General features: G+C 61.1%; 25 protein-coding genes and 2 tRNA genes. 23 read left to right on the forward strand and 4 right to left on the reverse strand.

Going from position 1 to position 26095, the window contains the following annotated elements; genetic code table 11:
- Positions 1–62 precede the first annotated feature (62 nt).
- The 17 genes from rpoD (at position 63) to ffh (ending at position 16878) form a co-directional block, all read left to right on the forward strand.
- Positions 63–1424, forward strand: coding sequence for an RNA polymerase sigma factor RpoD (gene rpoD / locus AAAV44_RS03360; protein WP_195520470.1), 1362 nt, complete (start codon positions 63–65; stop codon positions 1422–1424).
- Between the two features lie 188 nt (positions 1425–1612).
- Positions 1613–1687, forward strand: a tRNA-Asn gene (locus AAAV44_RS03365).
- A gap of 33 nt (positions 1688–1720) precedes the next feature.
- Positions 1721–1795: transfer RNA gene (locus AAAV44_RS03370), tRNA-Asn, on the forward strand.
- A 195-nt stretch (positions 1796–1990) separates the two neighbouring features.
- Positions 1991–2347, forward strand: a complete 357-nt coding sequence (locus AAAV44_RS03375) for an Asp23/Gls24 family envelope stress response protein (protein ID WP_022093773.1) — start codon at positions 1991–1993, stop codon at positions 2345–2347.
- A 27-nt stretch (positions 2348–2374) separates the two neighbouring features.
- Complete coding sequence (locus tag AAAV44_RS03380) at positions 2375–4036, forward strand: DAK2 domain-containing protein (protein WP_006234030.1); 1662 nt, start codon at positions 2375–2377, stop codon at positions 4034–4036.
- Positions 4037–4046: 10 nt separating this feature from the next.
- Positions 4047–6224: an ATP-dependent DNA helicase RecG gene (recG, locus tag AAAV44_RS03385; RefSeq protein WP_349114567.1), complete on the forward strand. Its 2178-nt coding sequence runs from the start codon at positions 4047–4049 to the stop codon at positions 6222–6224.
- On the forward strand, positions 6221–6871 hold the full coding sequence (gene rsmD, locus AAAV44_RS03390; protein ID WP_349114568.1) for a 16S rRNA (guanine(966)-N(2))-methyltransferase RsmD: 651 nt from the start codon (positions 6221–6223) through the stop codon (positions 6869–6871). Before recG ends, rsmD begins: the two co-directional genes overlap by 4 nt.
- Positions 6864–7361 (forward strand): pantetheine-phosphate adenylyltransferase, encoded by a 498-nt coding sequence (coaD, locus tag AAAV44_RS03395; RefSeq protein WP_349114569.1) that lies wholly within the window; start codon positions 6864–6866, stop codon positions 7359–7361. Before rsmD ends, coaD begins: the two co-directional genes overlap by 8 nt.
- A 68-nt stretch (positions 7362–7429) precedes the next feature.
- A complete protein-coding gene (locus tag AAAV44_RS03400) occupies positions 7430–7927 on the forward strand; it encodes an ATPase (RefSeq protein ID WP_040358176.1) in 498 nt (165 codons plus the stop codon).
- Positions 7927–8481 (forward strand): DUF177 domain-containing protein, encoded by a 555-nt coding sequence (locus AAAV44_RS03405; RefSeq protein ID WP_128620683.1) that lies wholly within the window; start codon positions 7927–7929, stop codon positions 8479–8481. Before AAAV44_RS03400 ends, AAAV44_RS03405 begins: the two co-directional genes overlap by 1 nt.
- 64 nt (positions 8482–8545) lie before the next feature.
- Positions 8546–8725: a 50S ribosomal protein L32 gene (rpmF, locus tag AAAV44_RS03410; protein WP_022094017.1), complete on the forward strand. Its 180-nt coding sequence runs from the start codon at positions 8546–8548 to the stop codon at positions 8723–8725.
- An 87-nt stretch (positions 8726–8812) separates the two neighbouring features.
- On the forward strand, positions 8813–9832 hold the full coding sequence (gene plsX, locus AAAV44_RS03415; RefSeq protein WP_117847658.1) for a phosphate acyltransferase PlsX: 1020 nt from the start codon (positions 8813–8815) through the stop codon (positions 9830–9832).
- Between the two features lie 124 nt (positions 9833–9956).
- Entirely contained in the window at positions 9957–10199 is a 243-nt protein-coding gene (locus AAAV44_RS03420; RefSeq protein WP_006234023.1) for an acyl carrier protein, read from the forward strand.
- Between the two features lie 3 nt (positions 10200–10202).
- The gene (gene rnc / locus AAAV44_RS03425) at positions 10203–10928 is read left to right on the forward strand and encodes a ribonuclease III (protein ID WP_349114570.1); all 726 of its coding nucleotides are present in this window, start codon (positions 10203–10205) and stop codon (positions 10926–10928) included.
- Between the two features lie 10 nt (positions 10929–10938).
- On the forward strand, positions 10939–14475 hold the full coding sequence (smc, locus tag AAAV44_RS03430) for a chromosome segregation protein SMC (RefSeq protein WP_349114572.1): 3537 nt from the start codon (positions 10939–10941) through the stop codon (positions 14473–14475).
- Positions 14475–15392, forward strand: coding sequence for a signal recognition particle-docking protein FtsY (ftsY, locus tag AAAV44_RS03435; protein WP_349114573.1), 918 nt, complete (start codon positions 14475–14477; stop codon positions 15390–15392). The genes smc and ftsY overlap by 1 nt, the downstream gene beginning before the upstream one ends.
- A 10-nt stretch (positions 15393–15402) precedes the next feature.
- The gene (ffh, locus tag AAAV44_RS03440) at positions 15403–16878 is read left to right on the forward strand and encodes a signal recognition particle protein (protein ID WP_349114574.1); all 1476 of its coding nucleotides are present in this window, start codon (positions 15403–15405) and stop codon (positions 16876–16878) included.
- Between the two features lie 116 nt (positions 16879–16994).
- Here ffh and AAAV44_RS03445 read toward each other — a convergent pair whose 3' ends face one another.
- On the reverse strand, positions 16995–17759 hold the full coding sequence (locus AAAV44_RS03445) for a DUF134 domain-containing protein (RefSeq protein WP_349114575.1): 765 nt from the start codon (positions 17757–17759) through the stop codon (positions 16995–16997).
- Between the two features lie 218 nt (positions 17760–17977).
- Here AAAV44_RS03445 and thyA point away from each other — a divergent pair, with 218 nt between their 5' ends.
- From thyA to AAAV44_RS03465, 4 genes are all read left to right on the forward strand, one after another.
- On the forward strand, positions 17978–18826 hold the full coding sequence (gene thyA, locus AAAV44_RS03450) for a thymidylate synthase (protein ID WP_055309513.1): 849 nt from the start codon (positions 17978–17980) through the stop codon (positions 18824–18826).
- 9 nt (positions 18827–18835) lie between these two features.
- Positions 18836–19354: a dihydrofolate reductase gene (locus AAAV44_RS03455; protein WP_349114576.1), complete on the forward strand. Its 519-nt coding sequence runs from the start codon at positions 18836–18838 to the stop codon at positions 19352–19354.
- A gap of 109 nt (positions 19355–19463) precedes the next feature.
- Entirely contained in the window at positions 19464–20378 is a 915-nt protein-coding gene (locus AAAV44_RS03460; protein ID WP_195503179.1) for an RNA methyltransferase, read from the forward strand.
- Positions 20379–20503: 125 nt separating this feature from the next.
- Entirely contained in the window at positions 20504–21853 is a 1350-nt protein-coding gene (locus tag AAAV44_RS03465) for an MATE family efflux transporter (protein WP_349114577.1), read from the forward strand.
- 22 nt (positions 21854–21875) lie between these two features.
- Here the strand turns inward: AAAV44_RS03465 and AAAV44_RS03470 are convergent, their stop codons facing one another.
- Positions 21876–21995 carry a cob(I)yrinic acid a,c-diamide adenosyltransferase gene (locus tag AAAV44_RS03470; RefSeq protein WP_253279132.1) on the reverse strand — a complete coding sequence of 40 codons (120 nt, stop codon included), beginning with the start codon at positions 21993–21995 and terminating at the stop codon, positions 21876–21878.
- Between the two features lie 29 nt (positions 21996–22024).
- A complete protein-coding gene (locus tag AAAV44_RS03475; protein ID WP_229042206.1) occupies positions 22025–22123 on the reverse strand; it encodes a cob(I)yrinic acid a,c-diamide adenosyltransferase in 99 nt (32 codons plus the stop codon).
- Positions 22124–22215: 92 nt separating this feature from the next.
- On the opposite strand from AAAV44_RS03475, the gene ftsH reads away from it, so the two are divergent.
- Complete coding sequence (gene ftsH / locus AAAV44_RS03480; RefSeq protein WP_172544932.1) at positions 22216–24108, forward strand: ATP-dependent zinc metalloprotease FtsH; 1893 nt, start codon at positions 22216–22218, stop codon at positions 24106–24108.
- A gap of 81 nt (positions 24109–24189) precedes the next feature.
- Positions 24190–24645, forward strand: coding sequence for a DUF523 domain-containing protein (locus AAAV44_RS03485; RefSeq protein WP_349114578.1), 456 nt, complete (start codon positions 24190–24192; stop codon positions 24643–24645).
- 46 nt (positions 24646–24691) lie between these two features.
- Here AAAV44_RS03485 and AAAV44_RS03490 read toward each other — a convergent pair whose 3' ends face one another.
- Positions 24692–25780: an iron-containing alcohol dehydrogenase family protein gene (locus AAAV44_RS03490; RefSeq protein WP_349114579.1), complete on the reverse strand. Its 1089-nt coding sequence runs from the start codon at positions 25778–25780 to the stop codon at positions 24692–24694.
- Positions 25781–26095 lie beyond the last annotated feature (315 nt).

Genomic DNA, 26095 nt, shown 5'->3' on the forward strand with positions numbered 1-26095 from the left:
GGGTATAGACGTCAATGTGTGTGCTAAAGTATTGAGTCCTGTGGACTATGAAGGGAGAATCTGTGCCAAAAAAGACTGAGAGCACGGGTACTGGGCTGGAATCCTACGTTGCAAAGCTCATGGGCAACGGCTCAAACAGGACTTCGGTAACCGAGGACGAGATTCAGGTCGCCCTGAAGGATATCGATGTTTCTGACGAGCAGCTCACCGCGGTGTATTCCGCGCTGCGCAACAGCGGCATCCAGATTATCTCCGCGAGCGGTAACGACGACGCCCCCATGGGTGTCGACGATGACGATACCGATACCGATACCGATACCGATACCGACGATTTCGATGACGACGACGAGCACGATTCCGGCTCGCTCGACGATCACGAGCTCAAGATGGCCCGTCAGGCCGACGCTGAGATGGGTTCTTCCAAGAACAAGAAGAAGCGCACCGTGCGCACGTCCCGTTCACGCTCCCGCGTGCGTGGCATCGATGCCTCCACGGTGATGCTGACCGGCGACCCGGTCCGTATGTACCTCAAGGAGATCGGCAAGGTCGACCTGTTGACCGCCTCCGAAGAGGTCGATCTGGCTATGAAGATCGAGGCCGGTCTCGAGGCTACCGAGAAGCTCGAGGCTGCCGATGCTGGTGAGCTCGAGCTTACGCGTGCCGAGATGCGTCGTCTTACGCGCATTGAGAACGTGGGCCTCGAAGCCAAGCAGGCGCTCATCAGTGCAAACCTGCGTCTGGTCGTCTCCATCGCCAAGCGCTATGTCGGTCGCGGCATGCTGTTCCTGGACCTGATTCAGGAGGGCAACCTCGGTCTGATCCGCGCCGTCGAGAAGTTCGACTACCAGAAGGGCTTTAAGTTCTCCACGTACGCCACGTGGTGGATCCGTCAGGCCATCACGCGCGCTATCGCCGACCAGGCCCGTACCATCCGTATTCCCGTGCACATGGTCGAGACCATCAACAAGCTCGTACGCGTGCAGCGTCAGCTCCTTCAAGACCTGGGCCGCGACCCGACCCCCGAGGAGATCGGTGCCGAGATGGACATGAGCGCCGACCGCGTCCGCGAGATCCAGAAGATCTCGCAGGAGCCCGTGTCGCTCGAGACCCCCATCGGCGAGGAAGAGGATTCTCAGCTGGGCGACTTCATCGAGGACTCCCAGGCCATCGTTCCGCCCGATGCGGCCAGCTTCTCCATGCTGCAGGAGCAGCTCACGCAGGTGCTCGACTCGCTTGCCGATCGTGAGCGCAAGGTTATCGAGCTGCGCTTTGGCCTTGTCGACGGACATCCCCGTACGCTCGAGGAAGTCGGCCGCGAGTTTGGTGTCACGCGCGAGCGCATCCGCCAGATCGAGTCCAAGACCCTGGCCAAGCTCCGCCACCCGAGCCGCAGCAGCAAGCTCAAGGACTATATCGAAAGTTAGTCAAGCAAGAGGCGCCCTCAAGCACATTCGCTTGGGGGCGCTTTCATGTAGTCGTTGGGGACGTTCTTGAATGACTAGTCGTTTAAGAACGTCCCCAATGATTAGGTCGGAAAATTTCTTAAAAAAGTTCTTGCCCTGAGCTGATTCGTCCGTATAATAAACTTCGTTGCTTGAGAGCACGCACCTATTCCTCGGTAGCTCAATGGTAGAGCACGCGGCTGTTAACCGCGCTGTTGTAGGTTCGAGTCCTACCCGGGGAGCCAGAATTTTCCAGCCCTTTCCGTTGGGGTTTAAATTCCTCGGTAGCTCAATGGTAGAGCACGCGGCTGTTAACCGCGCTGTTGTAGGTTCGAGTCCTACCCGGGGAGCCAGGTTGTAAAACCCGTCGCTTATGCGACGGGTTTTTTCATGCCGCGATCGCCGTTCGCGAACGTTACCGTATCAACATTTCGTGTCGAGGATGTAATCACGAGGCCCGCCACCTCAACATGGCGCGGTCGTTGTAGAATATTGCAATGATTGCTCCCACGACATGGTGCCGCGAGCACCAAGAAAAGGAGATTCTTGTGTCTGAGACCATTAACGGCAGCCTGAGCGTCTCGAACGACGTTATTGCCGATATTGCCGGTTATGCCGCGATGACGTGCTATGGCGTTGTCGGTATGGCTGAGCAGCTCCAGGGCGCCGAGAGCGTGCGCCTGCTTGCCGGTCAGCGCCTCCGCAAGGGCGTGCTTGTCTCCGCCGACGAGAACGGCCTTACGGTCGATCTTCACGTCGTGCTCGAGAACGGCGTCAACATGAAGTCCGTCTGCCACAATCTTTCGAGCTCCGTTGCCTTCACCCTGCAGGAGATCGCCCAGATCGATCCCGCCAGCCTTAAGATCGGCATCCATATCGACGCGCTCAAGAGCCGTCTGAACTAGCATCCGAAAACGGAGATTCAAATACCCATGATTGCAAAGACCATTCGCACCTGTTTTCCGATCGCTGCGGCTGCCGTTTCCGACAAGGCCGAGGAGATCAACAAGCTCAACGTCTTCCCCGTACCCGACGGCGACACCGGTACCAACATGTCGCTCACGCTCGCCTCGGTGACTAAGGAGCTCTCCGCCCTTCCTGCCGACGCCGACATGGAAGCCATCGCCGGCGCCATCACCCACGGCTCCCTGATGGGCGCCCGCGGTAACTCCGGCGTCATCACCTCGCAGATTCTGCGCGGCGTGGCCGAGGGCCTTGTCTCTGCCGATGAGCCCATTACGTCCGCCAACATTGCCTTCGCCTTCCGTCGCGCCGTCAAGGTCGCCTTCCAGGCTGTCCGCAAGCCCATCGAGGGCACGATCCTCACGGTCCTGCGCGATGTCTCGACCAAGGCCGATGAGTGCGAGAAGAAGAAGTTCTCGGCTGAGGATGCGCTCGATGCCATCGTCGTCGAGGCGTACCAGTCCGTCGCCCGCACACCCGATCTGTTGCCCGTTCTGAAGGAGAACGGCGTGGTCGACTCCGGCGCCTTTGGATTTGCCATTTTCCTCGAGAACTTTGTGGCTGCCGCGCTTGGTCGCAGCACCGTGGTCGAGGATTTCTCCGCTACGTTTGACTCCGCCGGCTCTGCCCGCGATGCCGCTCTTGGCCGTGTTGAGATCGAGGCTAACGACGACTGGGAGGGCTCGGAGTTCCGCTACTGCAACGAGTTCCTCTTTAAGGCCGACGCCCCGTTTGACGAGGACGAGTGCCTTAAGTTCCTAGGCTCCATGGGCGACTGTGAGCTGCTCGTGGGCGCCTATCCTGACTACAAGATCCATGTGCACTCCAACACCCCCAACCTGGTGCTCGAGCACATGCTGCAGCTCGGTCAGATCTATGAGGTCTTTATCCACAACATGGAGATGGAGGCCCACGACCGTACCGCCAAGATCCACGAGGATCAGGAAAAGGCCGCCGAGCCCGCAAAGGCGCTGGGCTTTGTCGCCGTTGCCGCCGGTTCCGGCGAGGCCGACATCCTCAAGTCCCTTGGCGTCGACGTGATCGTCTCGGGTGGCCAGACTATGAATCCCTCGACTGCCGACTTGCTGGGCGCGGTGGACCAGGTCAACGCGACCTCGGTCATCATCCTGCCCAATAACGGCAACATCCGCATGGCTGCCGAGGCCGCAGCCTCTGCCTGCACCGACAAGAAGGTCGCCGTCGTTCCCACCAAGACCGTTCCGCAGGCGTTCTCCGCGCTGTTCGCGGTCCTGCCCGATTCCGAGCTCGAGGACGCCGTCGCCGCCATGGTCGACGCCATCAGCGAGGTCCGCGATGGCGAGGTCACCCGCGCCGTGCGCGATTCCAGCGCCTCTGACGGCTCTCCGATTCACTCCGGTGACGTTATGGGTATCATCGCCGGCTCCATCGACGTGGTCGGCTCTGACGTGAAGCAGGTCACGCTCGACTGCATCAACCGCATGCAGGAGGAAGAGGAGGGCGACGCGCTGACGATTCTGGCCGGCGAGGAGCTGTCCGATGAGGCCTTCCAGGAGATCGTCGACGCTATCGAGGAGGCTCAGCCCGATCTGGAGATCGACGCCCATCGTGGCGAGCAGCCGCTCTATCCCGTGATCTTCTCGATCGAGTAGGCAACTGCCCATGTCCGAGCTGTGCTCCGTGCCGCGCGTGTCGGAGCGCTTTGCCCAGAGCAATGCGCTCGACGAGGATATCGCGCGGCTCAAATATGTTTCGGGTAAACGTGAGGAGGCCCTTCGCCGTCTGGGAATTCGGACGGTGGGGGACCTCCTTCTCCATATCCCTCATCGATACCTGGACTTTACCCGTTCGTGGTCCATCGAGATGGCGCCCATCGGTACCGTGTGCACCATCATCGCCACGGTCGATCGTATCGTCCAAAAGCAGCCGCGTCCGCGCATGCAGGTTACCGAGGTCTCACTCGTTGACGAGACGGGCGTGCTGCAGGTCGCCTTTTTCCGCCAACCCTGGATTGCCCAGCAGCTTAAGCAGGGCGACCGCCTGGCCGTGATGGGCAAGGTTGAGTTTGCCTACGGTTTTAAGCAGATGGCCTCGCCGCACTTTGAAAAGCTCGAGGAAGGGCGTGCCGCGGGCACTATCCTGCCGGTCCATTACGTGAGTGATGGTGTGAGCCAGGCGTGGATGCGCCGCATCGTAAGCGGCGCGCTCGAGGTCGTCGGCAATCCGTTCGATCCGATTCCCGCGCCGCTGCGCGCAAAGCGGAAGCTCATGAGCAATGCCCGCGCGTTGCGTTCGATCCATTTTCCATCGAGTATGGCCGAGCGCGATATCGCGCGCGCACGGCTTGCCTACGAGGAGTGCCTCTACCTGCAGCTGGCGCTGCGCCTGCGCAACGACGGCGGCCTGGTCGATGTGGTGCCCTATGCCCACACCGCGGGCGAGCATCTGGCCGTGCTCAAGCAAGCCCTGCCGTTTTCGCTGAGCGACGAGCAGGAGGCCGCGTTCCAGGATATCCTGCACGATATGTGCGATGGCGGGCGCGTGATGAACCGTCTGCTGCTGGGCGATGTCGGTACCGGTAAGACCGCCGTTGCCGCCTGCGCGCTGGCTGTGGCTGCCGATAGCGGCACGCAGGCCTGCGTTATGGCGCCCACGGGCGTGCTGGCGCGCCAATATGCCGATAAGACCGGCCCTCTGCTCTCGCAGGCCGGCATGTCCTGGGCGCTTCTGACGGGTGCCACGCCGGCCTCAGAGCGCGAGCGCATCCATGCACAGCTGGAATCGGGTGAGCTCGACGTCCTCTTTGGCACCCACGCGGTGCTTTCGGATAACGTTACGTTCAAGCATCTGTCACTCGTGGTCATCGACGAGCAGCACCGTTTTGGTGTGGGCCAGCGCAACGCCCTGCGCGCGAAGGGCCCCGGTGCCGATCTGCTCGTTATGACGGCAACGCCCATCCCGCGCACGCTGGCGCTTTCGGTCTATGGCGACCTGGACACGAGCATCATCCGCCATCGTCCCGTTCCGGGGGCGGGCGTTACGACGCGTGTGCTCACCGAGTCGAGCCGTGACCTCGCCTATGGAGCCATCCGCGAGGCGCATGAAAAGGGTCAGCAGGCCTACGTGATTTGCCCACTCGTGGAGCCGAGTGACTCGGCCGATGAGCTGGAAGACGTGCCCGGTATTGCCCGCGACGATGAGGGCCGCGTAACCGTCCCCGTGCCGCTGCACGATACGGCGACCGAGCTCGATCGCCTGCGTTTGGCGTTGCCGGGTCTTGCCATCGAGCGTCTTCACGGCCGTATGCCAGCGGGGGAGAAGGACCAGGTTATCGATGCCTTTAAGCGTGGCGAGATTGACGTGCTCGTCTCGACTACGGTGGTCGAGGTGGGCGTCGACGTGCCTAACGCCACCGTCATGGTCATCGAGAACGGCGAGCGCTTTGGTTTGGCTGCCCTGCACCAGCTGCGCGGTCGCGTGGGCCGTGGCAGCGTGTCGGGCACGTGTCTGGTCATGACGCACTCCAAGGGCAACGGCGGCGCTTCGGCAGCGCAAGATCGCCTGCAATCGCTCGAAAAGACCTCGGACGGCTTTACGCTCGCCCAGATGGACCTGCGACTGCGCCATGAAGGCGAGATCCTGGGTTATCGCCAGCATGGTGGTGTGACCCTGCGTTTTGTCGACCTGGATGCCGACGAGGAGCTGATCGAGTGGGCCCATTTGGACGCGGTCGAGCTCTTGCGGTATGCTTGCACCCTTGACTCCGTGGCGACGCGCCCCCTGCGCGATGCGGTCGCCATGCGATATCGACACATTTTTAAGGAGGTCAGCGGAGGATGAGAATCATCGGCGGCGAATGGCGCGGTCGTAAGATCGAGGAGCCCCGTGGTCGCGATGTCACCCGCCCCACGACTGATCGCGTGCGCGAGGCGTGCGCATCTATGGTCATGTCGGCATTCGACTTCGATCTGGACGAGGTCCGCGTGCTGGATGCCTTTGGCGGCTCCGGCGCCTTAGGGTTAGAGATGCTCTCTCGTGGGGCCCGCTCGCTCACGACGTTTGAGATCGATCGCAACGCCGCGCGGCTCATTACCAAGAATATCGAGTCGCTCTGCCGTGACCGTTCACGTTGGCGTGTGGTCACGGGCGACATGCTGGCGAGTGCCTCGCGCGGTCGTGTGCCGGGCGGCCCCTTTGATCTGGTCCTGCTCGACCCGCCCTATGCTTTTGGTGCCGAGCCGGTCGAGGAACTGCTGCAGAACCTGGCTCAGCAGGGTCTGTTTGCACCTGGCGCTTTTGCCCTGTTTGAGCATGCTGCCGCCGACGCGGGTGCACATCCTGCCGGCTTTGTAACCGTGCGTGAGAAACGCTATGGCATCACCTCGGTCGACCTGCTCCGTTGGGTCGGCGAGGGCGAGGATGACGATACCGCCACCGATGCCGATGACAGCGACGGCACGACGTTTCAGGGGGATGCCCATGAGTGACACCATTAACCGCGTCATCGTTCCGGGTACCTTCGATCCCATCACGTTTGGCCATATCGACGTCATCCGCCGCGCCCGCCGCATTTTTCCCAGTGTGATCGTGGCCGTTGCCGAGTCGCAGGGCAAAAACGGTGTGGGCACCACGTTTACGCTCGATGAACGCGTGGCGCTGGCCCGTGAGGCACTCGGTGATATCGATGGCGTCGAGGTCTTGCCCTTTACCGGACTGCTCGTCGACTTTGCTCGCGAGCAGGGCGCTGGTGCCGTGGTCAAGGGCCTGCGCGCCATGACCGACTTTGAGTATGAGCTGCAGCAAGCCGACCTCAACTACCGCTTGGATAACGAGCTAGAGTCAATCTTTGTCATGAGTGCTCCGCAGTACGGTTACATCTCGAGCTCGGTGGTACGCCAGATTGCGTCGCTTGGGAGCGATGTATCGACGTTTGTGCCGCCCAACGTGGTCGAAGCGCTCAGACATCGCTTTTCGTGACGTTTCTTATTGCCTGGTGGCATGTGGTAAACTAGCACGATGATATGTTACCTATGAAAGGAGACCGGATGCCGGGCGAGAATTTTCCTGGCGATAGGATCGTCAGCTTGGTCGATGAGCTCGAAGGGCTGATCGAGGAAGCCAAGCCGCCTTTCGGCAAGAACGCTCAGTTCAAGGTCATCGACGCCGACGTGTTCTTCAACATCCTCGACGAGATCCGCATGAGCTATCCCGAGGAGTGGCAGAAGTCCCGCCGTATCCTTAAGGAGCGCGAGGAGCTTATGGCTTCCGCCGCCGCTCAGGCCGATTCCATCATCGCCGACGCTCAGCAGCAGGCCCTCACCATTGCCGGTGAGCAGGAGATCGTCCGCCTTGCGCAGCAGCAGGCTGACGACATCCGCGATCGTGCCCAGCAGTACGAGCGCGAGACGCGTTATGCTGCCGAGGACTACGCAGAGCAGGTCTTTACGCACCTGGAGGAGAACCTCAAGAGCCTGACCGGCACCGTTACCCGTTGCCGTCAGCAGCTCAACGAGGGTGCCGCCCAACAGAATGGTCAGTGGTAATGGCTGAGTTCCCGAGCGTTACCGTCGATCTTTCCGAGCAGCTCGAGTTTCCTGGAGATTCGTATCCGCTGACCGGTAAGGTCGATGTCGCCACCTACACGGTGGGCGAGAAGGAGTACCAGCTACAGGACGGCATCGACTACGACGTTGTCTTTACCAATGCCGGTACCGGTGTCTTGCTCACGGGCATGGTCCGTGCGCACGCCACCGGCGAGTGCGACCGTTGCCTGGAGCCCGCCTCGTTTGATATCGCCGGCGAGATCGAGGAGTTCTACCTCTTTGAAGAGCCCGAGGATCCCGAGGCCTACGAGGATGGCTACGAGCTCCTGGGTGAGGACCGCATCGTCGATCTGGGCGAGCCCATCAATGACGCGGTCGTTATGGACACGCCGTTTGTGGTGCTTTGCAAGCCCGATTGTCGCGGTCTGTGCCCCACTTGCGGTTGCAATCTCAACGTCGAACAATGCGATTGCGCCGCCCAGGCAGAGGCAGAATGGGCCGAAGCCACGGAAAATCCATTTGCAGCATTGAAGAATCTCAAGCTTGATGAGTAAAACTGTGGTAGTATCGCTACTTGCGCGTAATCGCCACACTGGATAGTTCATAAGGAAGGTCACTATGCCCGTACCTAAACAAAAGCAGGGTCGTATCCGCACTCACACCCGTCGTTCCGCCAACATGAAGATCTCGGCTGCGGCTCAGTCCACGTGCCCCCGTTGCGGCGCTGTTAAGCTTCCGCACCACGTGTGCCCCAGCTGCGGTTTCTACAAGGACCGCGAGGTTATCGTTACCGAGTAACGGTATACTCTGGATGCGATGCCGTTCCAAATGGAACCACAATGGCCGGCTCAATGAGTCGGCCATTTTTGTATAAGGAGCATGTATATGAGTAACGTTCGCGTTTGTGTAGACGTTGTGGGCGGAGACGAGAAACCTCAGGTTGTTCTCGATGGTATCGAGGCTGCACTTGCTGCCGATCCCGATATCGAGGTCTTGGCAGCTGGCCCCGCCGAAATCGTCAATCCCTTTGCCGCTTCCCATGCACGTGTTGAGGCCCTTGAGGCACCTGACGTTATCGCCATGGATGACGATCCCATTCGCGCCGTGATGACCAAGCGTAAGTCGTCGATCGTGCTTTCTTGCCGCGCCATTAAGAAGGGCAACGCGGATGCGTTCTTCTCCGCCGGTTCCACCGGTGCCATGACCGCTGCCGCCACCGCCTATGTGACGCCGTTTAGGTATCAGGCCGAAGGCAAGAAGCAGCCGGTGCGTCCCTGTCTGACCAATGCGCTGCCCAATCGTGCCGGCGGTCTGACGGTGCTGTGCGATATGGGCGCCAACCCCGATGTCGAGGTCGATGACATGGTGCGTTTTGCTCAGATGGGTAGCGCCTATGCTCGCGTCGTCCTGGGCATCGAGCATCCCCGCGTGGGCCTGCTTGCCAACGGCACCGAGGACGAGAAGGGCTCCAACTTTACCAAGGCCTGCTTCCCGGCCATGAAAGCCGCCGTTCCCGGCTTTGTTGGTAACTGCGAGGGCACCGATCTTACGTCGGGCAATTTTGACGTCGTGGTCGCCGACGGCATGTCGGGCAACATCGCGCTCAAGGCCACCGAGGGCGCTGCCAAGTTTTTGCTGCAGGAACTCAAGGGTGCCTTTATGGCCTCGCTCGGCACCAAGATCGCCGCGCTGCTCATTAAAAAGCAGATGCGCGAGATTAAAGCCAAGCTTTCGGGCGACGCCAAGGGCGGCGCGATTCTTTTGGGCCTGCGCGGCGTGGTCCTGATCGGCCATGGTGCCACCTCGGTCGAGGCTGTTAAAAACGGTACGCTTGCGGCGGCCGAAGCCGTGCGCGCCGGGCTGGTCGAGAATGTCGCCAACTCTATGGACGGTATCGTTTTATAAGAGCGAGTTAGAGTGCTGTTATGTGCTTCGCGGCGCACGTCGTGGGGTAGAATCAGAACCGTGTCTTGGTACCGCCCGGGCGGTACCATTCTTTTGGTATTCATGCACTATGAGAGGAAGCGCTATGGACCGCTCCGAAATCTTCGACAAGATCGCCGAGGTCGCTGCTGACGTTCTGGGCGTCGATGTTGCCGAAATTAGCGATGAGACCACCTTTGACGACCTCGATGCCAACTCGCTCGAGCGCCTGCAGCTGGTTACGGCTATCGAGGACGAGTTCAACCTCGAGATCGATGACGAGACCCTGCTCTCGCTCAACTCTGTCGCCGACGCCGTCGACGCTATCGAAGCTGCCAAGGAGGCCTAAGTCTTGGCTTTATCCGACCGACTTACGCGCGCCCAGGAAATCTTGGGCCACGAGTTCAACAATAAGGTGCTGCTGCGCGCGGCGCTTACGCATCCCTCGGCTGTCGAGGGCCAGCCGGTTTCTGCCAGCTATGAGCGCCTTGAGTTCTTGGGCGATTCCATTTTGGGCGCCGTGGTCGCACGCTCCCTGTTTGAGTCCTATCCCGAGTTTGACGAGGGCAAGCTCACCCGCTTGAAGGTGTCGCTCGTCTCGGGCGCCACGCTGTCCGAGGTTTCTCACGAGCTGGGCATCGACGACATCATCATCTTTGGTGCCTCCGAGACCGGTACCGGTGCGCGCGGCCTGCATTCTGCGCTCGAGAACGTCTATGAGTCGCTCGTGGGCGCGCTATACCTGGATGCCGGCTGGGATGCCGCGGCGGAGTTCATTCACCGTACGCTTAAGCCGCACCTGGCTACCGAGCGTGCCGAGCATCCTGCGAACCCCAAGTCGTTTTTGCAGGAGTGCGTGCAGGCCGACGGACACGAGCCTCCGGCGTATAAGCTGGTCGGCTCCGAGGGCCCCGCGCATGCGCCCACCTTTACCGCTGTGGTGCTCATCGACGGTATTCGTCAAGGCCGCGGCACTGGTTCCTCCAAGAAGGAGGCCGAGGGAGCCGCTGCGCTCGAGGCGCTTGACCGTATGGGTTACACCACCAATGGCGTGATTCTCAACAAGAAGCCTGTTTAAGCGAGGAGCCGTGTATCTCAAGTCCCTCACGCTCAAAGGGTTCAAGTCGTTTGCCGACCGCGCCCATATGACGTTTGAGCCGGGCCTGACCGTCATCGTCGGTCCCAACGGCTCGGGAAAATCGAACATCTCTGACTCCATCCTATGGGTCCTGGGCGAGCAGAGCGCCAAGCAGCTGCGCGGCCAGGCCATGGAGGACGTCATCTTCTCGGGCTCGTCGGCGCGCAAGCCGGTGGGTGTGGCCGAGGTCACGCTGGTGCTCGATAACTCGGACCATATGCTGCCCGTCGACTTTGACGAAGTCGCCATCACCCGTCGCATGTATCGCTCGGGCGAGAGCGAGTACCTCATTAACTCGAGTCCGTGCCGTCTGATGGACATTCAGGACATCCTGCACGATTCGGGCCTGGGCAAGGATACGCATTCCATCATCAGCCAGGGCAAGCTCGACGCCATTTTGCAGAGCCGCCCCGAGGAGCGCCGCGCCCTTATCGAGGAGGCCGCCGGCATCTCCAAGCACAAGCGTCGCAAGGAGCGTGCGCTCAAAAAAATTAAGTCGATGGACGAGCACCTGACGCGTGCCCGCGACATCAATAAGGAAATCGCCCGTCAGCTGCGACCGTTGGAGCGTCAGGTCGATCGCGCGCGCAAGTACAAAGAGCTGTCCTCGCGCGCGAACGAGCTTACGCAGATGCTGGCCGTCGACGAGCTGCGTTCGCTGCAGTCGCAGTGGAACGACCTGGAGAGCCGTTCCAAGGAAGGTGCCGCCGAGCTGGAGCTTGCGCAGTACCGCATGGGCGAAAAGGAGCGCGAGCTCGAGAAGCTTCAGGTCATGCTCGAGGAAAAGGGCCTGTTTGTGGGCGACCTAGGCGAGCAGCGCCGCCATATGCAAGATGTGGTCGGCCGCATTAACTCCGACATGCGCCTGCTCGAGGAAAAGGGCCACAACATGGTGTCGCGCCTGTCTGACATGCGCGGGCAGATTTCGAGCTCCGAGCATCAGCGTCGTCGCGTGGTCGAGGAGCTCGAGGACGCGCGTGCGCAGCTTGAGGAAGTGACCGGTGCGCACATGCAGGCCCAGGAGGACGTTGACGCCGCTGGTCCTGCTGCCGCTGAGCTCCACGAGCGGCGCGTGGCGCTCGACAATCAGATTTCGCAGCTTACGCGTGAGCAACGCGATGTGCAGCGCGTGGCCGATAACGCCGCGCTCGAGCTCGCTAAGGTGAAGGATTCCTTGAGCAATGCCGAGGTCGAGGACAACATGTATGTCTCGCGCCTGGAGCAGATTGACGAGCAGCTCGAGGAGGTCACGGCCTCGCTCGAGAGCCGTCGCAACCGCGCAGAGGAGCTTGAGGGTGCTCTTGAGGAAGCGCGCCAGGCCCAGGTCGATGCGCGTGAGGCCACCGAGGTCGCCCGTGCGGCGCTGAAGGACTTGCGTGCCCGCGAGAGCGAGGCGCGCAACAAGCTGTCCGAGGTGCGCTCGGAGCTTGCCAGCCAAAAGAAGCTTGATGCCCGCATGGCCGACAGCTCGCCGCTCGTGAGCCGTCTGGTGGGTGCGCTGGGCGATGATGTCTCGGGTCGTCTGGGCGACGTGCTCGAGGCCCCTCGTGAGCTCGAGGGCCTGGTCGAGCAGCTGCTTGCAGGCGATATCGATGCCCTGCTGTTTGATGACGCCGCTACGCTTGAGCGTGCCGGTCGTGCGGCTCTGGACCAAAAGAAGGCCTCGGGCGAGGCACTGCTGATGGCGCGCGGCGTGAGCGGCTCTGCTGCCGCCGAGGGCGCTGCCGGTTCGCGTCTGGTCGATCGCCTGTCCGTGCGCGCCGGGTATGGTCCGGTTGTCGAGGCCCTGCTCGGCGGCTATTACGTGGTCGATGACTTGGCTGCCGCGCTGGCTGCGCCTGTCGTTGACGGTGTGACCTATGTGACCCCCGATGGCGCCCGCGTAAGCTGTGGCGGCCTGGTGCGCGTGGGCCTCGATGCCGGCGAGGCTTCGGGTGTCTTGGAGCGCAAGCGTCGAATTCGCGAGCTGGAGGGCCTGGAGCCCGATCTGGCTGCTGTGTTTGAGCATGTGTCGGATCAGGTCGTCGAGGCCAATGCGGCCGTCGAGGAGGCGCGTGCCGCCGAGGGCGATGCCGCCGGCGAGATCGCCCGTCTTGAGGGCGAGCGCCGCTCGTTGCTCTCCGAGATCGGCCGCTTGGAGCAAAGCGCCAACAATGCCGAGGTCGAGCGCGTGCGCATCTCCAAGCGCCGCGAGCAGGCCTCCGAAGCCGTTCGCGCTGCGCGCCCACGCGTTGACGAGCTCACCCGTTCGCGTGACGAGGCCCGCGCGCAGGCAAGCGACCTGGGTCTCCAGATTGCCGAAGCCAACGACGAGCTCGATCGCGTGCGCCGTGACGACTCCGAGGCAGCCGGTAAGCTCGCCGATGCCAAGGTCCGCCTGGCCCAGACGAGCGAGCGTCTGCGTTCGCTGAAGGGCCGTGTGCCTGACCTGGAGCATCGCCTGGAGGGCATCGACCGCCGTATCCGCGGAACACGCCAGGCCTCGCGCTCGCTCGAGTTGCTGCGCCTGCGCGTCGATCCCATGCACGAGCGCTATTCGGCCCTGCTGGAGCGCGCGTCGGATTGGGCCGCGCGCTTGCGTGACCAGGCCTCTCTGGAGGAGGCGGACTCCGCTTCGCTCAAGAAGACCATCGAGGATGCCAAGGCAGAGGTTACCCGCGCTAAGGAGCGAGCCGATACCGCCTCCGCCACGCAAAACGAGTTCAAGGTCGCACGTGGCAAGCTCGAGGTGCAGGTAGAGGCGGCCATCAAGGCCATTACCGCCGATGGCACCACGGTGCTCGAGGAAGCGCTCATGCTTCCTGCTCCCACCGACCGCGACGCCGCCGAACGTGAGCTCAACCAGCTCGTGCGCCAGATCAACAACCTTGGTCCCGTTAACCAAGTTGCCATGGAGGAGTACGAGCAGCTCAAGCGCCGCGCCGACTACATCGAGGAGCAGCTGGCCGATCTGGAGGGCGCGCGCAAGGCGCTCACCAAGATCACGGTGGCCATCGACCGCAAGATGCGGAAGGCGTTCCTGGTGACGTTTGAGAAGGTCGACGCGAACTTCCGCGAGATCTTCGCTATGCTCTTCCCGGGCGGTCAGGCTCATCTGGAGATGACCGATCCCGAGCATCCTGCCGAGACGGGTATCGAGGTCGTGGCGCAACCGCGCGGCAAGCGCATCACCAAGATGATGCTCATGTCGGGCGGCGAGAAGAGTCTGACGGCGCTCGCCCTGCTCTTTGCCGTGTATCGCACGCGTACGGTGCCGTTCTATGTGCTGGACGAGGTCGAGGCGGCACTTGATGACGCCAACCTGTCCAAGCTCATCGGTGCCCTCGATGTGCTGCGTTCCGACACGCAGCTCTTGGTCATTTCGCATCAGCGCCGTACTATGGAGGACGCTGACGTTCTCTATGGCGTCTCGATGCAAGCCGACGGCGTTAGCCGCGTCGTCTCGCAAAAACTCGATCGCGAAACCGGAAAGGTCGTGAATGCATAATGGGATTCTTCGATGTTCTCTCGCGCGGACTTGAGCGCAGCCGCGAGGCCCTCAACGAGGTCTTCTACTTTGGCGGCGAGGTCGACGAGGATTTTTGGGAGGACCTGGAGGACACCCTCGTCATGGGTGACATGGGCGCCGAGGTCGCCATCAAGGTTTCCGATGATCTGCGCGATGCCGCGGCTAAGAAGAACCTCAAGACTGCCCCGCAACTCCGTCGCGCCTTGGCCAAGCAGCTCGAGCAGCACTTTGTGCCCATCGAGCACGATCCGTTCTCCGATACGCCGAGCTGCGTGCTGTTTGTGGGCATTAACGGTGCCGGCAAGACCACGACGGTTGGCAAGATTGCGAGCGCCATGGCTGCCCGCGGCAAGAACGTGGTGATCGGTTCGGCCGACACCTTCCGCGCCGCCGCCATCGAGCAGCTCGATGTGTGGGGCCAGCGCGCCGGCGTCCCCGTCATTAAGCGCGATCGCGGCTCCGATCCGGCTAGTGTGTGCTATGACGTGCTCGACGAGGCCGATAAGCGCGGCAGCGACCTGGTGCTTATCGATACCGCCGGCCGTCTGCACACGAGCCCCGAGCTCATGCGCGAGCTCGCCAAGGTGGTCAATGTGACGCGTAAGCGCGCCGCCAATATGGCCGCCGGTCCCATGCCGGTCTCGGTCGTGCTTGTGATCGATGCCGCCACTGGCCAAAACGGTCTGAACCAGGCGCTCGAGTTTAACGAGGCGCTTGGCCTGGACGGTATTATCATGACAAAGCTCGACGGCACGGCAAAGGGCGGTATCGCCATGGCCGTGGCCGAGAAGCTCAAGCTTCCCATCCTGCGCATCGGCGTGGGCGAGCAGGTCGATGACCTGCAGGAGTTTAATGCCAAAGATTTCTGCCGCGCCCTGGTGGGCGAGTCCAACTAAGGAGTGACTAGTGTTTGATTCTCTGAGCGATCGCCTCAACGACACATTTGACCGCCTGCGCGGCAAGGGTAAACTGACCGAGGCCGATATCACCTCTGCCATGCGCGACATTCGCATGGCGTTGCTCGAGGCCGACGTCAACTTTAAGGTCGTCAAGGAGTTTGTCGCCAAGACCAAGGAGCGCTGCATGACCGCCGAGGTCATGGAGTCGCTGTCGCCGGCGCAAAACGTCGTCAAGATCGTGCTCGATGAGCTCACCGAGATGCTCGGTTCCACCGAGAGCAAGCTCGTCTTTAGCAACCGCATCCCCAATGTCATCATGCTCGTGGGCCTGCAGGGCTCCGGTAAGACCACGGCGGCCGTAAAGCTGGCATACCTGCTCAAGAAGCAGGGTCGCTCGCCGCTGCTCGCCGCGTGCGACGTCTACCGTCCCGCCGCTGCCGACCAGCTGGCCACACTCGGTGGAGAGATCGGCGTGCCGGTCTTCCGCGGCGACGGCGAGCACCCGGTTGATATCGCCAAGGGTGCCATCCAGGAGGCAGTCGACCACCTGCGCGATGTAGTCATCGTCGATACCGCCGGTCGTCTGCAGATCGACGAGCAGATGATGCAGGAGGCCGTGGATATCAAGAAGGCCGTCAAGCCCGATCAGGTGCTGATGGTCGTCGATGCCATGACCGGCCAGGATATCGTCAACGTCGTCTCGACCTTCGCCGAGCGCACCGACTTTGACGGCGTGATCATCTCCAAGCTCGACGGCGATGCCCGTGGCGGCGGCGCGCTTTCCGTGCGCCAGGTGACCGGCAAGCCCATCAAGTTCGTGAGCATGGGCGAGAAGCCCGATTCGCTGGAGCCGTTCTATCCCGACCGAATGGCCAAGCGAATCTTGGGCATGGGCGATGTTGTCGGCATCATCGAGAAGGCCCAGGAGGCGGCCGACGCCGAGCAGCTCGAGGCTGCCGAGCGTATGCTGCGCGAGGGCTTTACCATGAACGACATGCTCGACCAGATGAAGGCTGTCAAGAAGATGGGCGGCATGAAGGGCATCCTGGGTATGCTCCCCGGCGGCCAGCGCGCGCTCAACCAGATGGGCGGCAATTTGGACGAGGGCATCTTCGACAAGAACGAGGCCATCATCATGTCGATGACCAAGGAGGAGCGCCTGCGTCCCTCCATCATCAACGGCCAGCGCCGTGCCCGCATTGCCAAGGGCGCCGGCGTGACCCCCACCGAGGTCAATAGCCTTATGAAGCAGTGGGGCGAGATGAACAAGATGATGGGCCGCATGCGCACGATGGCCAATCAGGCGCAGGCCGGCGGCAAGAAGGGCAAAAAGGGCAAGAAGGGCAAGAGGATGCGCATGCCCAATATCCCTGGCCTGGACGCTATGGGTCTGGGCGGCATGGGCGGCCTGGGTACGGGCGGCCCCAAGTCCGATATGGACCTGCTGCGCCAGATGGAAGCGCAGATGCGCAACAAGAAGTAACGACTAGTTGAGTCGTGTATGGCGAAGGCCGCCTGGATGGTATTCCAGACGGCCTTCGCCGTTTGTTCGCTGGTTGTCGCACGCGTGGAAGCGCGTTCTCGACGAGGTGCTTGCCGCTAGTGGCAGCCGCAGCCTTCGTGCCCGTCATGGTCGTGGTGACCGTGGCAGCCGCAGGACTCGCCATGCTCGTGGATGTGCTCGTGATCATGTCCATGGCAGTCGCAGGTGGCCTCGCCGTTCTGTGCGAGCGTGCCGGCAATGAGGGCCTCGACGCAGGCATCGCAGCTGCCCTGGGCGCCCGCATAGACCGTGATGCCGGCTTGGGCAAGCGCGTTGATAGCGCCGCCGCCAATACCGCCGCAAATGAGCGTGTCAACGCCACCGTTGGCGAGCAGGCCCGCCAAGGCGCCGTGGCCGGTGCCGCCGGTGCCTACGACCTGCTCGTTGAGCACCTTGCCATCCTGGATGTCGTAGATCTTGAACTGCTCGCTGCGGCCAAAGTGCATAAAGATGTTGCCGTTGTCGTACGTCGTTGCCACCCTCATGGTGCCGACCTCCTTTGCTGGCCATGCGGCCGTCGTCGAGGCGATGGGGGAGTACGCGATATTGCCGCCCTCGATGACGAGCGCTCGTCCGTTGACCAGCGCATCGGCCACCTTGCGATGCGCGCGGCTGCAAATGGCCGCCACCGTTGCACGGGCGATGCCCATCTGCTGGGCGACTGCCTCTTGGTTGAGACCTTCCAGGTCGCACAGGCGCAGCACCTCAAGCTCGTCGACGGTCATGTCGATGGCATCACCGCTGGCCAGGCCATCGGGGGTGAAGCCGCGGTATTCGGGGATGATCCCGACGCGGCGCAGTTTTTCGCGTCTTCCTGCCATGCACACTCCTTATCTGACATATGTCAACAATAGGATAACGCGTTAGTCGTTGGGCGCAAGGCATTTCTGGCATATGTCAGAAAAAGGCTAAGATGCCTCGTTGCCGCTTGCGGAGCCGCGCTGCCGTGCATTGCGTGTGCCGGACTAAGTGTCCAATTCGACACTCGCGCGCCTGGGCTACAATAAATCTCGCTTATAGGCGACTGACAGGAGGGTCAATGAGCAAAGCTGATCAGCAGTTTGTAACCATGTGCCGCGATATCTTGGATCATGGCACCACCACCGAGGGCCAAAAGGTCCGTCCGGTGTGGGAGGACGGCACCCCTGCCTATACCATTAAAAACTTTGGTGTCACGGCGCGCTATGATCTGCGCGAGGAGTTCCCCGCGCTCACCCTGCGTCGTACGGCGCTTAAGTCTGCCATGGACGAGATTCTGTGGATCTATCAAAAGAAGTCCAATAACGTGCATGATCTCAACAGCCATATCTGGGATGAGTGGGCCGATGAGACCGGTTCCATCGGTAAAGCCTACGGCTATCAGATTGGTCAGAAGAGCCATTACGCCGAGGGCGACTTCGACCAGATGGACCGTGTGCTGTACGACCTTAAGCACACGCCGTATAGTCGCCGCATTATGACCAATACGTACGTGTTTAGCGATCTGTCCGAGATGCACCTTTATCCGTGCGCCTATAGCGTGACCTATAACGTGACGCAGCGTCCTCAGGACGACAAGCCGACGCTCAACATGATTCTCAACCAGCGCAGCCAGGACATTTTGGCCGCGAACAACTGGAACGTGTGCCAGTACGCCATTTTGCTGATGATGGTCGCGCAGTCGGTCGATATGATTCCCGGTGAGCTGCTGCACGTGATCGCCGACGCCCATATCTATGATCGTCATGTCGATATCGTCCGCGAGCTTATCGAGCGTCCGCAGTTTGCGGCACCCAAGGTAACGCTCAACCCCGATGTGCATGACTTCTATGCGTTTACGACCGATGACCTGATCGTCGAGGGCTATGAGCACGGCCCGCAGGTCAAGAACATTCCCATTGCGGTGTAGGTGGTGCTCATGACGTGTAAGCTATCTGCTATCGTCGCCGTGTGTGACGATTGGGGCATTGGGTGCGAGGGCGACATGGTGGTGTCCAATCGCGCCGATATGCGCCATTTTGTGGCCTGCACCAAGGGCTGCCCGGTTATCATGGGACGCAAGACGCTGCTGAGTTTTCCCGGTGGGCGTCCACTCAAGAACCGTCGCAATATCGTGCTTACCCGCGACGAGGATTTTGCTGTCGAGGGCGTCGACGTGGTGCATAGCATCGACGAGGCGCTCGCCGCGGTTGCCGATGAGCCCGTTGCCTGGGTGATCGGTGGCGGCGAGGTGTATCGGCAGTTTTTGCCGTATTGCGCCGAGGCCGAGGTCACGCATGACCGCTGCGTCCATCCCGTGGACACGTACTTTCCCGATTTGGACGCCGATCCCGCGTGGGAGATTGCGTGGCGTGGCGGTGTTGCCACGATTGCCTCGAGCGAGGGCGACGAGGGTGTCGATTATGAGTTCGTGACGTATCGTCGCGTTGGGGCGTAAATCGCCTGGCGTGAACGGTATTATCGGGTTGATTGAATGTATGGGGCGGCGCTTAGCGTCGCCTCGTTTGGTATAGATGTGCTGTAAAGAAGGGTGCGGGCAGGCTGCTATGACTGATGCCGTTGAGGTTCTGCGAATTGATTCGCTCGAGGACGAGCGGCTCGATGCCTACGTGCGACTGACCGAGCGTGAGCTGCGCTGCGTGCTAGAGCCGCAAAAGGGCATCTTTATCGCCGAGAGTGCCAAGGTTATTGAGCGCGCGGTGCGTGCCGGATACGAGCCGGTGAGCTTTCTTTTGGGCGAACGCTGGCTCGACCAGATGATGCCGCTGTTTGAGCGCCTGGTTGTGCGCGAGGGCGCAGGTCCGGTTCCTGTGTTCGTGGCTTCCATGGAACTCATGGAGCAGCTGACGGGCTTTAACGTGACGCGCGGTGCGCTCGCGGCGTTTCGTCGCCCGCGGCAGATTCCGGTTGATGAGTTCTTGGGTGGCGTCGTCGAGGCGGCGGGGGAGCGCCCGGTGCGCGTGTGCGTGCTCGAGGGTATTGTCGACCACACGAACGTGGGTGCGATTTTCCGCTCGGCCGCCGCGCTCAATGTCGACGGTATTTTGGTCAGTCCGACGTGCTGCGACCCGCTGTACCGTCGCTCGGCCCGCGTGAGCATGGGCACGGTGTTTCAGGTGCCGTGGACGCGTATTGGCAGCGAGGCTCGTGTGTGGCCGCACGATGGCCTGGCGGCACTGCACGAAGCCGGTTTTTCGTGCGCTGCGATGGCGCTGACGGACGACTCCGTTTCGCTGGACGATCCTGCGCTGCAGGAGGTTGATCGCCTGGCGATCTTTATGGGCACCGAGGGTGCCGGCTTGGGCGCCAAGACCATCGCGGGCTGCGACCGGGCCGTGCGCATTCCGATGGCGCACGGGGTCGATTCACTCAACGTTGCCGCGGCGAGCGCCGTCGCCTTTTGGCAGCTGTGCCCGCACGTGAGCAACGAGTATCACTACCAGCCGGGGCTGTATCACTAGGCAGATAGTTTGCACCGGGCTCTGACTCGGGGTGTTTCGGTCGACGTCGGTCGGTGCTAAGCTGCTATTAGCTTAGGTCTTTAATTACTGTTTTGTCGGTTGACGTACGCTTTTGGGGAGGGCGTGTGGCTAAGAAATCTACGGCTATCGATGTAACGCAGGGTGTTATTTGGCAGCAGCTGCTTTCGCTGTGCGTTCCCATCTTTTTTAGTTCGTTTTTTCAGCAGGCCTACACGCTTATCGGTACCTATATCGTCGGTCAGTTTGGCGGCAAGCTCGCGCTGGGTGGCATTCAAGCCACGATGGTGCTCACCGAGCTCTGCATTGGCTTTTGCGTTGGCGTCGGCGCCGGCTGCGCGGTCATTACCGGTCAGTATTTTGGCCAGCACGATGATGAGCGACTGAGTCGTTCGGTCCATACAGCCATGACGCTCGCGCTGGTGGGCGGTATCGTTTTCTCGATTCTTGGCATAGTGTTCGTTGAGCCCATGCTGGTGCTTATGAACACGCCGCATGAACTATTGGCCGAGGGCGTGGCCTATGCTCGTTGTTATTTTGCCGCCATGGTTGCAGCGCTGCTGCTCAATATGGGAACGGCACTGCTGCGCGCCGTGGGCGACACGCGCGGGCCTGCTGTGATCATCGCTTCCGGCTGCCTTGTTAATGCGGTGCTGGATGTCATCTTTGTTGCCGTGCTTCATATGGAGGCGCTGGGCTGCGGCATCGCGGTGGCGCTGACCATTTGCTCCAACGCCATGATGATCGTGATTCGCATGATGCACGCACCGGGTGCGTGGCGGCTTTCGCTGTCCAAACTCGGCATTGATCCTGGCATTTGTAAGAGCATGATCTCGTGTGGTCTGCCGCTTGGCTTTCAGTCTGCTGCGTATTCGATTTCCAACGTTTTGATTCAGGTGTCGGTCAACTCGTTTGGTGCCGATGTCACCACGGCGTGGGGTCTTTCGGGCCGCTTAGATGGCATTGTCTGGATGGTTACCGAGGCGCTCGGCGTGTCAATCACCACGTTCTCGGCACAGAACTTTGGCGCGCGCAACTATGAGCGCATGCGCAAGGGCTACCATACGTCGCTCGTGCTGTCGTTTATGCTCATTGGTGGCCTGTCTGCCGTGCTGCTGGTGTTCTCGGGTCCGTTGTCGCGTCTGTTTGTCGACGATGTATCGATTTCGGCGTACACCACGACGATTCTTCATTTCATCGCGCCGTTCTACGCGATCTTCTCGATTATCGAAAACGCGTCGGGCTCCATTCGCGGTGCCGGCGTGAGCTTGCAGCCCATGCTGCTCACGATTTTTGGCACTGTCGTGCTCAGGGTGATCTGGGTGTTTGCGATTATGCCGTTCGATCCGTCGCTTGAGCACCTGCTGCTTGTCTACCCCGTAACCTGGGTAATCACCGCCATGATGTTCACCGTCTACCATCACAGCGGCAACTGGCTCGGCCGCGCCACCGCCTAGCCATTCGGGACGTCCCCAATGGCTAGTATTCGATGCCTTGGCGGGCTAGGAGGCCTTCGTCGAAGTAGTGTTTGACGGGGCGCATTTCGGTGACTAAGTCCGCAAGGTCGGCCAACGGCAGCAGCCCGCGGCCGGTGAGCACGAGCTCCGTGGTGGCGGGCTTTATCGCAATCAGTTCCTCGACATCCTCTCGCGCCCCAACGCAGCCGTCGTCTTGCCCTTGCCGTCGCCCGTATAGATTTGAACCTTGCCGACTTCCAGTGATGCCATCTCTGTCTTTTCGTGCCCGGCGTCGGTTTATCGCCGTCCGGGTTGGGTATTCTAGAAAGCATTATTAACCCCAGTAGATGGAGTTCAAGCAGATGGAGATGGATGACAACAAGCGTAGACGGAATATGATCCTCTACGTGCTCATCGCCTTCGTCGTCTACCTCGTGCTCTCGACCGTTCTGTTCCCCAACATCGGTCACACGCAGCAGATTACGAAGACCGATTACTCGACGTTTGTCAAAGCGCTCGATAAGAAGAGTGTCGACAAGGTCGAGTACAACACGGACGATTACTCGATTTATTACACCAAGAAGGGCGAGGACGAGAACATCGCCTATAAGACGACCGGTGTGCCGAACGATGCGGGCTTTACCGATCGCGTGCTTGAGTCTGGCGCTTCGCTGGAGTCGGTCGTTCCCGATAAAAACTCGGGTTTGATGACCTACTACCTGCTTACGCTCATCCTTCCCATGGCGATTTTCTTCCTGATCGGCTGGTGGCTCAACCGCCGCATGAAGAAGGCCATGGGTGATGACGGTCCTTCGATGAACTTTGGCGGCGGTGGCTTTGGCGGCGGTGGACTGGGCAAGTCCGGCGCGCGCGTGATCGCCTCCAAGGACGTGGGCGTTACCTTTAAGGATGTCGCCGGCCAGGAAGAGGCCAAGGAGTCTCTCAAGGAGGTCGTCGACTTTCTGGAGAAGCCGCAGCGCTACGAGGAGATTGGCGCCAAGCTGCCGCGCGGTGCTCTCCTTGTCGGCCCTCCGGGTACCGGTAAGACCCTGCTTGCCAAGGCTGTTGCCGGCGAGGCGGGCGTTCCGTTCTTTAGCATTTCGGGCTCTGAGTTCGTTGAGATGTTTGTTGGTCGCGGCGCTGCTAAGGTTCGTGACCTGTTTAAGCAGGCCAAGGAAAAGGCCCCGTGCATCGTGTTTATCGACGAGATCGACACGATCGGTAAGAAGCGCGATGGCGGCGGCTTTAGCGGCAACGACGAGCGCGAGCAGACGCTCAATCAGTTGCTGACCGAGATGGATGGCTTCGATAACCACAAGGGTATCGTTGTCCTCGCTGCCACCAACCGTCCCGACAGCCTCGATCCGGCCCTGCTGCGCCCCGGTCGTTTTGACCGCCGCATCCCCGTTGAGCTGCCCGATCTGACCGGCCGCAAGAACATCCTCGAGCTGCATGCCAAGAGCGTGAAGACGCAGCCGCCGATCGACCTGACCGCGATTGCCCGCGCCACGCCCGGTGCCTCGGGCGCCGACCTGGCCAATATCATCAACGAGGGCGCTCTGCGCGCCGTTCGCGAGGGTCGCAAGCGTGCAACCCAGGATGACTTTGAGGAGTCGGTGGAGGTCGTCATCGCCGGTCAGCAGCGCAAGTCCACGGTGCTGTCCGACCACGAGAAGCAGGTCGTTTCTTATCACGAGATCGGCCATGCTATTGTTGCCGCCCGCCAGAAGGGCTCTGCGCCGGTCACGAAGATCACCATCGTGCCGCGCACGAGCGGTGCTCTGGGCTACACCATGCAGGTGGAGGAGGACGAGCGCTTCCTGACCACACGCCAGGAGGTCCTGGACAAGCTCGCCGTCTATTGCGGTGGCCGTGCGGCCGAGGAGCTCATTTTTGGTGAGATGACGACCGGCGCCGCCAACGATATCGAGCAGGCCACCAAGCTCGCCCGCAACATGGTGACGCGCTTTGGTATGTCCGACGAGTTTGGCATGATGGCGCTCGGTACCGTCCAGAATGCGTACCTCAACCAGGATACGTCGCTCACCTGCGCCCCCGGTACGGCCGAGCGTGTGGACGCAATTGTCGCCAAGTTGATTGAGGATGCGCACGACCGCGCCCTGCAGATCCTCAAGGAAAACAAGTTCAAGCTCCACGAGCTGGCTCGTTATCTGTACAAGAAGGAGACGATCACGGGCGAGGAGTTCATGAATCTCCTCACGCGCGAGAACCCGCTGATGCCCAAGCAGCAGTAACGCCGCGGCCGAGCCAGTAAACGCCGACGCCCCATTTGAGCAGCTTTCTCAAATGGGGCGTTTTGCTTGAGAGGGATGGAAATGAAGATCGTGGTGAGCGCCTGCTTGATGGGCGAGAGCTGCAAGTATAACGGGCTCGATAACTACCACCGCGCGTTGGTCGAGGCTTGCGAGCGCACGGGGACCGAGGTCCTCCTCGTGTGCCCCGAGGTCTTTGGCGGCCTGCTCACGCCGCGCAAGCCGTCCGAGATTGTGAACGGCGAGGTTCGTACCTGCGAGGGCATCTCGGTTGATCGCGAATTTCGCCTGCGTGCCCAACGTGCGCTCGATATGTGCGAGCAGGCAGGCGGACCGGAAGAGATAGTCGCGTGCATCCTTCAGGACCGCAGCCCCTCGTGCGGTGCGGGTCACATCTACGACGGAACATTCAGCGGCACCCTTACGGCGGGCAACGGCGTCTTCGTTGATTTACTGCTCCGCCACGGCTACCGCGTTATCCCGGCAAGCGAATTTGACTCGAGCATGTTACGTCAATAAAAAACCGCCACAAAGGTACTGTCCCCTTTGTGGCGGTTTTGGTCGGTTAGGCCAGGATAGAGTGGCCGTAGGCGTTGGCTGCCTTGATGGCGGCGGCGAACTTCTCGTCGGTGAAGGGCTCAGGGTTTCCCTGTTTCCACTCGTTGGTGGCGTGCGCGTACTCGCACAGGGCCGGGATGTCGGCCACGGAAAGCCCGACCTGCTCCAGCGTCACGGGCAGCCCCATCTGCTTGTTAAAGGCGGCGTAGCGCTCAAGGTTCTCGGTGTCTCCCGTATAGGCAAACAGCACGAGCACGCCCAGACTCACGACCTCGCCGTGCAGGTAGGTGCCCTCACGCGGAATGCTGCACGTGGCGTTGTAGAACGCATGTGCCACGCTCGAGTTGTAGTAGTAATCGTTCTGGTTGGTCAGGTTCGAGACATAGCCCGTGTTGACCACGATATCGAGCGCGATCTGCTTGACGGCCTCGCTCGACAGGTCCTGGCGCACGTCCTCAAGACCCTGGACGCCATAGGTAAACAGCGGCTCGGAGCAGGTGTGGGCGAGTGCCAGGCCAAGACCGGCGGTGTGCTCCAAATTACCGGCGTTCGTGGCGTACTCGACCTCGGGCTGCTTAGACAGGGCATCGCCCACGCCGGCCCAGAAGTACTCTGCCGGTGCCTCGGCGATGATCTTGGGGTTGATGAAGATGTGCGCCGGTCGGTTGGGGTACGAATAGCCCTCGAGCGAGCCATCGTCGTTGTACACGACGGCAATGGCGGTCGCGGCGGAGCAGTTGGAACAGATCGTGGGGACCGTAAAGACGATCTTCTTGAGCTCGATAGCTGCGGTCTTCACGGTGTCGAGCGCCTTGCCGCCGCCGCATGCGATAAGCACGTCAGCTTCCTGGCAGGCAGGGGAGTTCACGACCTTGGCGATATTGGCCCGCGTGCTGTTGGTGCCGTAGACGCGCGTCTCCAGAACCTCGACGCCGGTGCCTGCCAGCGCGGCTTCGATACCGGGAAGGGCTGCGGCCAGTGCTCGCTTGCCGCCAATGATGGCGACCTTGGTCGCTCCGTATTCGGCCAGCGCGCCGGGCAGCTCGTCAAAGCAATCCTCGCCAACGGTGTAGTCGCTCATTCCAATCGTGCGCATAGCAACCTTCTTTCGTTCGATAAAGTGCTTTCAGGTATTTTGCTCCTAGAGAAGGGCTGTAATAGCGAGAAATTTCGAACGTATAAAACCAGTGTTGAGGGTTTTTCGCCGGCGCGGAACGTGCTAGCATACTCCGCATAAGCGTTGATGGGGACGAGTAGTCGGCCGTCCGCATGTTACAGAGAGCGGGGAGCGCTGAGAACCCGTGCATGCGACCGATGAAAATCACCCCGGAGCTGCGGTCCCAACGGACGCGTCGCACAGGCTCGTCTTAGTAGATATCGCCGAGATGGTCGTCGATACAGGCCAGCCGAG

It is taken from the genome of Collinsella sp. CLA-AP-H1 (assembly GCF_040092945.1).
Classification (GTDB): domain Bacteria; phylum Actinomycetota; class Coriobacteriia; order Coriobacteriales; family Coriobacteriaceae; genus Collinsella.